The 6,351-nt window shown below is 71.2% G+C and carries 5 protein-coding genes; 2 read left to right on the forward strand and 3 right to left on the reverse strand.

What is annotated here, in order from left to right; genetic code table 11:
• Positions 1-282 precede the first annotated feature (282 nt).
• Both FL311_RS39795 and FL311_RS39800 read left to right on the forward strand, forming a co-directional pair.
• On the forward strand, positions 283-1,728 hold the full coding sequence (locus tag FL311_RS39795) for a nicotinate phosphoribosyltransferase (RefSeq protein ID WP_141332860.1): 1,446 nt from the start codon (positions 283-285) through the stop codon (positions 1,726-1,728).
• 9 nt (positions 1,729-1,737) lie between these two features.
• Positions 1,738-2,709 carry a nicotinamidase gene (locus FL311_RS39800; RefSeq protein WP_141332861.1) on the forward strand — a complete coding sequence of 324 codons (972 nt, stop codon included), beginning with the start codon at positions 1,738-1,740 and terminating at the stop codon, positions 2,707-2,709.
• A 510-nt stretch (positions 2,710-3,219) separates the two neighbouring features.
• On the opposite strand, the gene FL311_RS39805 is transcribed toward FL311_RS39800, so the two are convergent.
• The 3 genes from FL311_RS39805 to FL311_RS39815 form a co-directional block, all read right to left on the reverse strand.
• Entirely contained in the window at positions 3,220-4,338 is a 1,119-nt protein-coding gene (locus FL311_RS39805) for a glycerate kinase (RefSeq protein ID WP_141332862.1), read from the reverse strand.
• Positions 4,339-4,581: 243 nt separating this feature from the next.
• Positions 4,582-5,076: a YkgJ family cysteine cluster protein gene (locus FL311_RS39810; RefSeq protein ID WP_141332863.1), complete on the reverse strand. Its 495-nt coding sequence runs from the start codon at positions 5,074-5,076 to the stop codon at positions 4,582-4,584.
• Between the two features lie 30 nt (positions 5,077-5,106).
• Positions 5,107-6,351 (reverse strand): class I SAM-dependent rRNA methyltransferase (locus FL311_RS39815; RefSeq protein WP_228557396.1); only part of this gene is annotated, 1,245 nt, incomplete at its 5' end.

A 6,351-nucleotide genomic window follows, 5' to 3' on the forward strand; every position in this document is an offset into this window, starting at 1 on the left:
TACACTTCTAGCTTCGTCGGCAGCGTCAGGTGTGTATAAGAGACAGGGGCTCACGAGGCCCTCGGAGGGCGCCCTCCGGAACGCTGTCGACGCCCAGCCACAGGAGCCCATGCAGCCCGAGGCTGGCGACGAGCGCGGGGAGGAGGCGTCGGGAGGGGGCCGGCGACATGGGTTCCAGGTTTAATCACGCCTGCCCGGTGTGCTTGGGAAAGCGCGGTGGAAGGGTGGGAAACCCATCATGGCGCGCGTAGTCTCCTGTGACATCGGAGGAAGGTACCCAGGATGGCGACCTCGCTGCTCGCGACGGATGGCTACAAGTTCAGCATGGCGGAGGCCGGTTGGCCGTTGCGCCGGGAGACGTTCTATTACTCACACCGCAAGGGTGGCCTCCAGGTCATGCCGCTGGACCTGGCCGCCTACGTGCGTGCCCTCCTGCCCGAGCCCAAGCCCGAGGACTACGACTTTCTCGCGAAGTACGACTACGAGATGGGCGTGGGCTTCAAGGCGGCCATCCTCCGCAAGGAGAAGCTCTCCGTCCGCGCCATCCCCCAGGGCGCGTGCTTCTTCCCCCGCGAGCCCATCCTCACCGTCACCGGCCCCTCCGCGCTCGTCTCGTGGGTGGAGCCGCTGCTGCTCCAGCTCAACTTCCGCATCCAGGTGGCCACCCAGGCCCTGACGGACCGCGAGGGACTGGCGCGCGCGCTCGCCCGCGTCACCTGCGACGAGCAGAAGGCGATTGCCCTGGAGACGCTCGACGCGGTGGGCGTCAAGCCGGTGCCCATCACCGTGGACTCGGAGGGCTACCTGCAGCGCGTGCGCGCCACCGTGAAGGAGCTCATCGACGCGGTGGAGGACCCGGCCCGCATCTTCGAGGTGGGCCTGCGCGCGGCCACCTGCCAGCAGCAGCACGAGCTGGCCCTGCGGGCCTGCAAGGACGTGGGGGTGACGCGCACCAGCAACGTGGAGGGCGCGCGCAAGCTGGGGATGATTCCCGTGGGCACGATGGGCCACGAGCACATCCAGCGCTTCGGTTCGGACGATGCCGCCTTCCGCGCCATGCGCGAGCGCCGTCCGCAGCGCTCCAGCTACCTGCTGGACACCTTCGACACGCTCACCTCCGGCATCCCCGCCGCCTTCCAGCTCATCCGCGAGGAGCCGGGCGCGGGGGACTCCATCCGCTTCGACTCGGGCAACAAGAAGCTCCAGTACCTGTACGCGGTGACGCGCGCGCGCGACATCGGCATCAAGCCCGTCAACATCCTCGAGGACGGCCTGGACGCCGAGGCCACGCGCGAGTTCGAGGACCTGCGTCGACAGGTGGGCTGGGAGCCGGGCTCGCAGTTCTACGGCTACGGAGGTCACATCGTCGCGCGGACCATGGAGTGTCCCTTCACGCGCGACAAGGTGGCCGCCATCTACAAGCTGTCGCAGACGGGCCCGCAGCCGGTGATGAAGTTCGGCAACGAGCTGGCCGAGGGCAAGCAGAGCATCCCCGGCACGCCCGTCCTGTTCCGCCGCCGCCACGGCTCCGGGCCCATCGGGCTGGTGGGACAGGAGGGCGAGCCCGTGCCGGATGGGTACTTCCCGCTGATGGATGCCGAGCCCGAGACGCCTTCGCTGGTGGGGGCGCTGGAGGTGAACTCGGAGCCCGCGAAGATTGCCCAGACGCAGGCCACGCGCGCGCTCGTCGAGGAGCTCACGCGCAAGCACTTCCCCAAGGGACGCTGAGGACGACCCATGACGCTGCCGATTCCCCGGTTCCACGACGACGCTCGCGCCGGACAGCTCTACCTGGAGCGCACCGGAGAGGTCGCCGAGGAGGCCCTGCGCTACGCGGCCGAGCACCGCGTCCGTCCGGCGAGCGAGGACCGCGTGCGCATCGCGGCCTTCGGCATCGACGTGCAGGTGGCCTTCTGCACGCCCGGCGCCAGCCTCTTCGTCCCGGGCGCGGTGGAGGACACCCAGCGCACGCTGCGCTGGCTCTACGCGAACCTGGGGCGGGTGACGCAGCTGGTGTTCTCGCTCGACACGCACCGCGTCTTTCAAATCTTCCATCCCGCGTGGTGGCGTGACGCGGAGGGAAAGCCTCCGCCGCCGCTCACGTCCATCACCGCCGCGGACGTGCGCGCGGGCCGTTGGCGCGCCACGCGCTTCGAGGCGGAGAGCCTGGAGTATTGCGAGCGGCTGGAGGCGCGCGGTCGCTACGTGCACACCATCTGGCCGTACCATGCGCTGCTGGGCGGACTGAGCCACGCGTTGGTGCCGGCGTTCTACGAAGCGAGCGCGTTCCACGCCCTGGTGCGCGACACGCCCACGCACTTCGAGCTGAAGGGCGAGCACCCGCTGACCGAGAACTACTCGGTGCTGTCGCCGGACGTGACGGAGGTGAAGGGCCAGCGCGTGGGGGAGTTCAACACGCGCCTGTTCGAGCGGCTGATGACGTTCGACCGCGTCTACGTGTTCGGTCAGGCCAAGTCGCACTGCGTGCTGTCCACCCTGCGCGACCTGCGCGAGCACATCGAGCGCACGGACCGCTCGCGGATGGGGCGCGTGCACATCCTCGTGGATGCGATGAGCCCGGTGCCCGCGCCGCCGCTGAATCCGCTGCCTCCCGCGCTCGACTTCCCCCGGATGGCGGATGCGGCCATCGAGGAACTGCGCGTGGTGGGCATGCGCGTGGTGCGCACGACAGACCCGCTGGAGGACTGAGCCGCGCATCCGGTGGGGTACCCCACATCCAGTCGCGCGTGTGTCGAGCCCATCTCAATCGCTTGGGCCCCGTCACGCGAGTCCGAGGGGCCTCCCCGCCCGGTCGCGTGCGCGAGCCTCCGCGCGCCGTCTTGAACCGCGCATCCGGTGGGGTACCCCACATCCAGTCGCGCGCGTGTGTCGAGCCCACCCCAGTCGCCTGGGCCCCGTCACGCGAGTCCGAGGTGCTGCCCCGCCCGGTCGCGTGCGCGAGCCTCCGCGCGCCGCCTTGAATCGCGCATCCGGTGGGGTACCCCACATCCAGTCGCGCGCGTGTGTCGAGCCCACCTCAATCGCCTGGGCCCGTCACGCGAGTCCGAGGGGCCTCCCCGCCCGGTCGCGTGCGCGAGCCTCCGCGCGCCGTCTTGAACCGCGCATCCGGTGGGGTACCCCACATCCGGTCCCGCGTGCGTCGGGCCCACGCCAGGTGCCTGGGCCTTGGTCGCGTGAGCGCGAGGTGCCGCCCCGGCCTCAGCGCGTCGTCTTGAGTCGCGCGGCCGTCCAGCGTGCCACGGCCTCCTGGAGCACCTCCGCCGCCGTTGCGCCGGGACGCGCCTGGGTGCTCAGGTCCACCACCGTGTGGAACAGGTCCAGCTCCACGCCTTCATCGCGGCGCACCGAGCCCGCGAAGAGCTCCACCGGCGTGCCGTGCTCGCGGGCCAGTCGCGCCAGACCCCCGGGGCCCTTGCCCAGCGACGTCTGCCGGTCGAAGCGCCCCTCGCCCGTGAGCACCACCTCCGCGAGCAGCACGCGGCGCTCCAGCCCCAGGGCCCGCGACACCAGCTCATACCCCGGCACCAGCCGCGCGCCCGCGAGCGCCACCAGCCCGAAGCCGAAGCCTCCCGCCGCGCCCGTGCCCGGCCAGCCCGCGGACAAATCCCCCACCACGCGCGAGTAGTGCGCGAGCGCCGCCTCCAGCTCCTCCACGCCCTGCGCGTCCGCGCCCTTCTGCGGACCGAACAACCGCGCCGCGCCATCCGCGCCCAGCAGCGGCGACGTGACGTCCGTGGCGCCCATCAGCTCCACCTTGCCCAGCCGGGGGTGGCGTCCACTCGCGTCCACCCGCGCGAGCGCCGAGAGCGCCGCACCACCGGGCGGAAGAGGATGACCGTTGGCATCCAGGAACCGATAGCCCAGCGCCGTGAGCGCGCCCGTGCCGCCGTCCGTCGTCGCGCTGCCACCGAGTCCGATGATGAGCCGCTCGCAGCCCGAGTCCAGCGCGGCCCGCATCAGCTCACCCGCGCCGTACGTCGAGGCCTTCCTCGCGCTGGCGGGATTGGGCTCCAGGTGCACCAGCCCGGAGGCCGCGGCCATCTCCACCACCGCCGTGCGCCCGTCCTCGAGCAGCGCCCACGCGGCCTCCATCGGCTTGCCCAGGGGGCAATGCACCCGGCACACGCGGCGCTCACCACGCGTCCCCGACAGCAACGCCTCCACGGTGCCAGGGCCGCCATCCGCCAGCGGCGCCAGGTCCAGCACCACCTCGGGCGACACCTCCCGCACGCCCCGGGCCATCGCCTCCGCGGCTTCCGCCGCCGTGAGGGTGCCCTTGTACTCCTGCGGTGCGACGAGCCAACGCGGCGGTATCACGACGAGGATGCTCCACCGGCCACCGGGTGGTCTCCGTTCCCCTTCGTCCTCGCAGTCAGACTTCTGCGCACGCCCACGCCTCCGCAGCCGGATTGCCGGCACAATCATGGCCTCGTCGGCGAGCGAGTTCACACTGATACATGCGTCATGTGTCTGTGAACTTCTGGAATTGCCTCAATAGCTTGAATCCAAGAGTGGGATTCAATGCAGACCCGGAGCGGTGGGGTGGGTAGGGATGACCCGTCAGGGTGTCTTGGTTGACGCCCGGGCGAGGGCCTCGGCGTGCCACTCGAGCAAGGGCCGGGGCGCGCGCATCAAGGGCTCGCGCTGCTGGGAGACGCGCTCGAGCCGCTCCAGCAACGCCCCCACGGTTTCGGCGGGCTGGCGGGCGGGGCCGCGGATGCGCTCGCAGAAGAACGTGCGGCAGCCGAAGGGCCGGTCCGCGTACACGGTGCAGCGCTTGCCGGCCGCGTCCAGGTAGGGGCAGCCGCCGTCCTCGCGCGGGGGCGGCAGGGGGCGGCCCTGGGTGAGCAGCTCCCACTCGGGCAGCCACAGCCAGGGCTGGCGGCCCGTGCGGGACAGCTGGCAGCACTCACCGCTGGCGGGGCAGGAGAAGGGGCCGTAGGCGGCGTCGGCCTGGCGGAAGATGGCGCGCACTTCCTTGAGCGCGCGCTCCTTCTGATGGGAGCCCCGCGTGGCGGGAGCTTCCTCCTCGTCGTCCCAGTCCCGGGTCCGCATGTCCTCCTCCCCTGGCCGAGCGCCCGGCGCTCACATCGCGCGCAGCACGTAGCACTTCAGGTAGCGGGTCTCCCGCAGGTTCAACAGCACGGGGTGGTCCTTGCCCGCGCCGCGCCGCTCGATGATCTGCATGCGCCGCTTCGCGTCCGCGGCGGCGGAGGCGAGCATGTCCTCGAAGGCCTGCTCGTCCACGTGGTACGTGCAGCTCGCGGTGATGAGGTGCCCGCCGGGCCTGAGCAGCTGCATGGCGCGCAGGTTGATCTCCTTGTACCCACGCACCGCGGCGGCGATGGCGTCCTTGTTCTTCGCGAACGACGGCGGGTCCAGGACGATGGTGTCGAACTTCCTGCCGTCGTCCACCGCGTCGCGCAGGAAGTCGAACGCGTTGGCGGCCACCACATTCACATTGGAGAGCTTGTTCGCCTGGGCGTTCTCACGCAGCTGGGCCGCGGCCTGGTCCGAAATCTCCACCGCGGTGACGCTCTGGGCCCGCGTGGCGAGCTGGAGCGCGAAGCCGCCCACGTATGAGAAGCAGTCCAGCGCCTCGCCCGCGGCGTACTGCGCCGCCATGACGTGGTTCTCCTTCTGGTCCAGGAACGCGCCCGTCTTCTGGCCCTCCAGCAGGTCCGCGCGCACGCGCACCATGCCCTCGTCGAAGGAGATGGGGCCCGGGGGCAGTTCGCCGCGCAACAGGCCCTTCTCCGGCGTCAGGCCCTCCAGGTTGCGCACGCCCACGTCCGAGCGGTTGACGATGCCGCGCGGCTTGAACTGCGCCTCGAGCAGGTCCGCGATGAGCGCCTTGCGCTGCTCGGTGGCGGGCACCAGGAACTGCACGCTCAGGTAGTCGCCGTAGCGGTCCACCACCAGGCCCGGGATGCCGTCCGCCTCTCCGTGCACCAGCCGGTACGTCGTCTCGCCCGGCAGCGCGCTCTTGCGCAGGGCCTGGGCGGACAGGAGGCGCTGGCGGAAGAAGTCCTCGTCCACCGCCACGTCGTCGAAGCTCAGCCAGCGCAGCGAGATCTTCGACTGGCGCGAGTAGAACGCCTTGCCGATGAACCAGCCGCGCCCGTCGGTGACGCGGACGATTTCGCCGCCCTGCAGGCCCGGGTCGCCGTTGAGGTCGGCCCGATAGATCCAGGGGTGGCCCGCCTGCCAGCGCTCGACGCCCCGGCGCAGCAGGGAGACCTGGGGCAGGCCATCCGGGCCCAGCTCGGGCGAGGTGCGGTCCGGGGCCACCTTCTCGGGGCGGTGGTGGGGGCGGCCTCGGCCCTGTCC

It is taken from the genome of Myxococcus sp. AB025B, from assembly GCF_006518215.1.
Classification (GTDB): domain Bacteria; phylum Myxococcota; class Myxococcia; order Myxococcales; family Myxococcaceae; genus Myxococcus; species Myxococcus fulvus.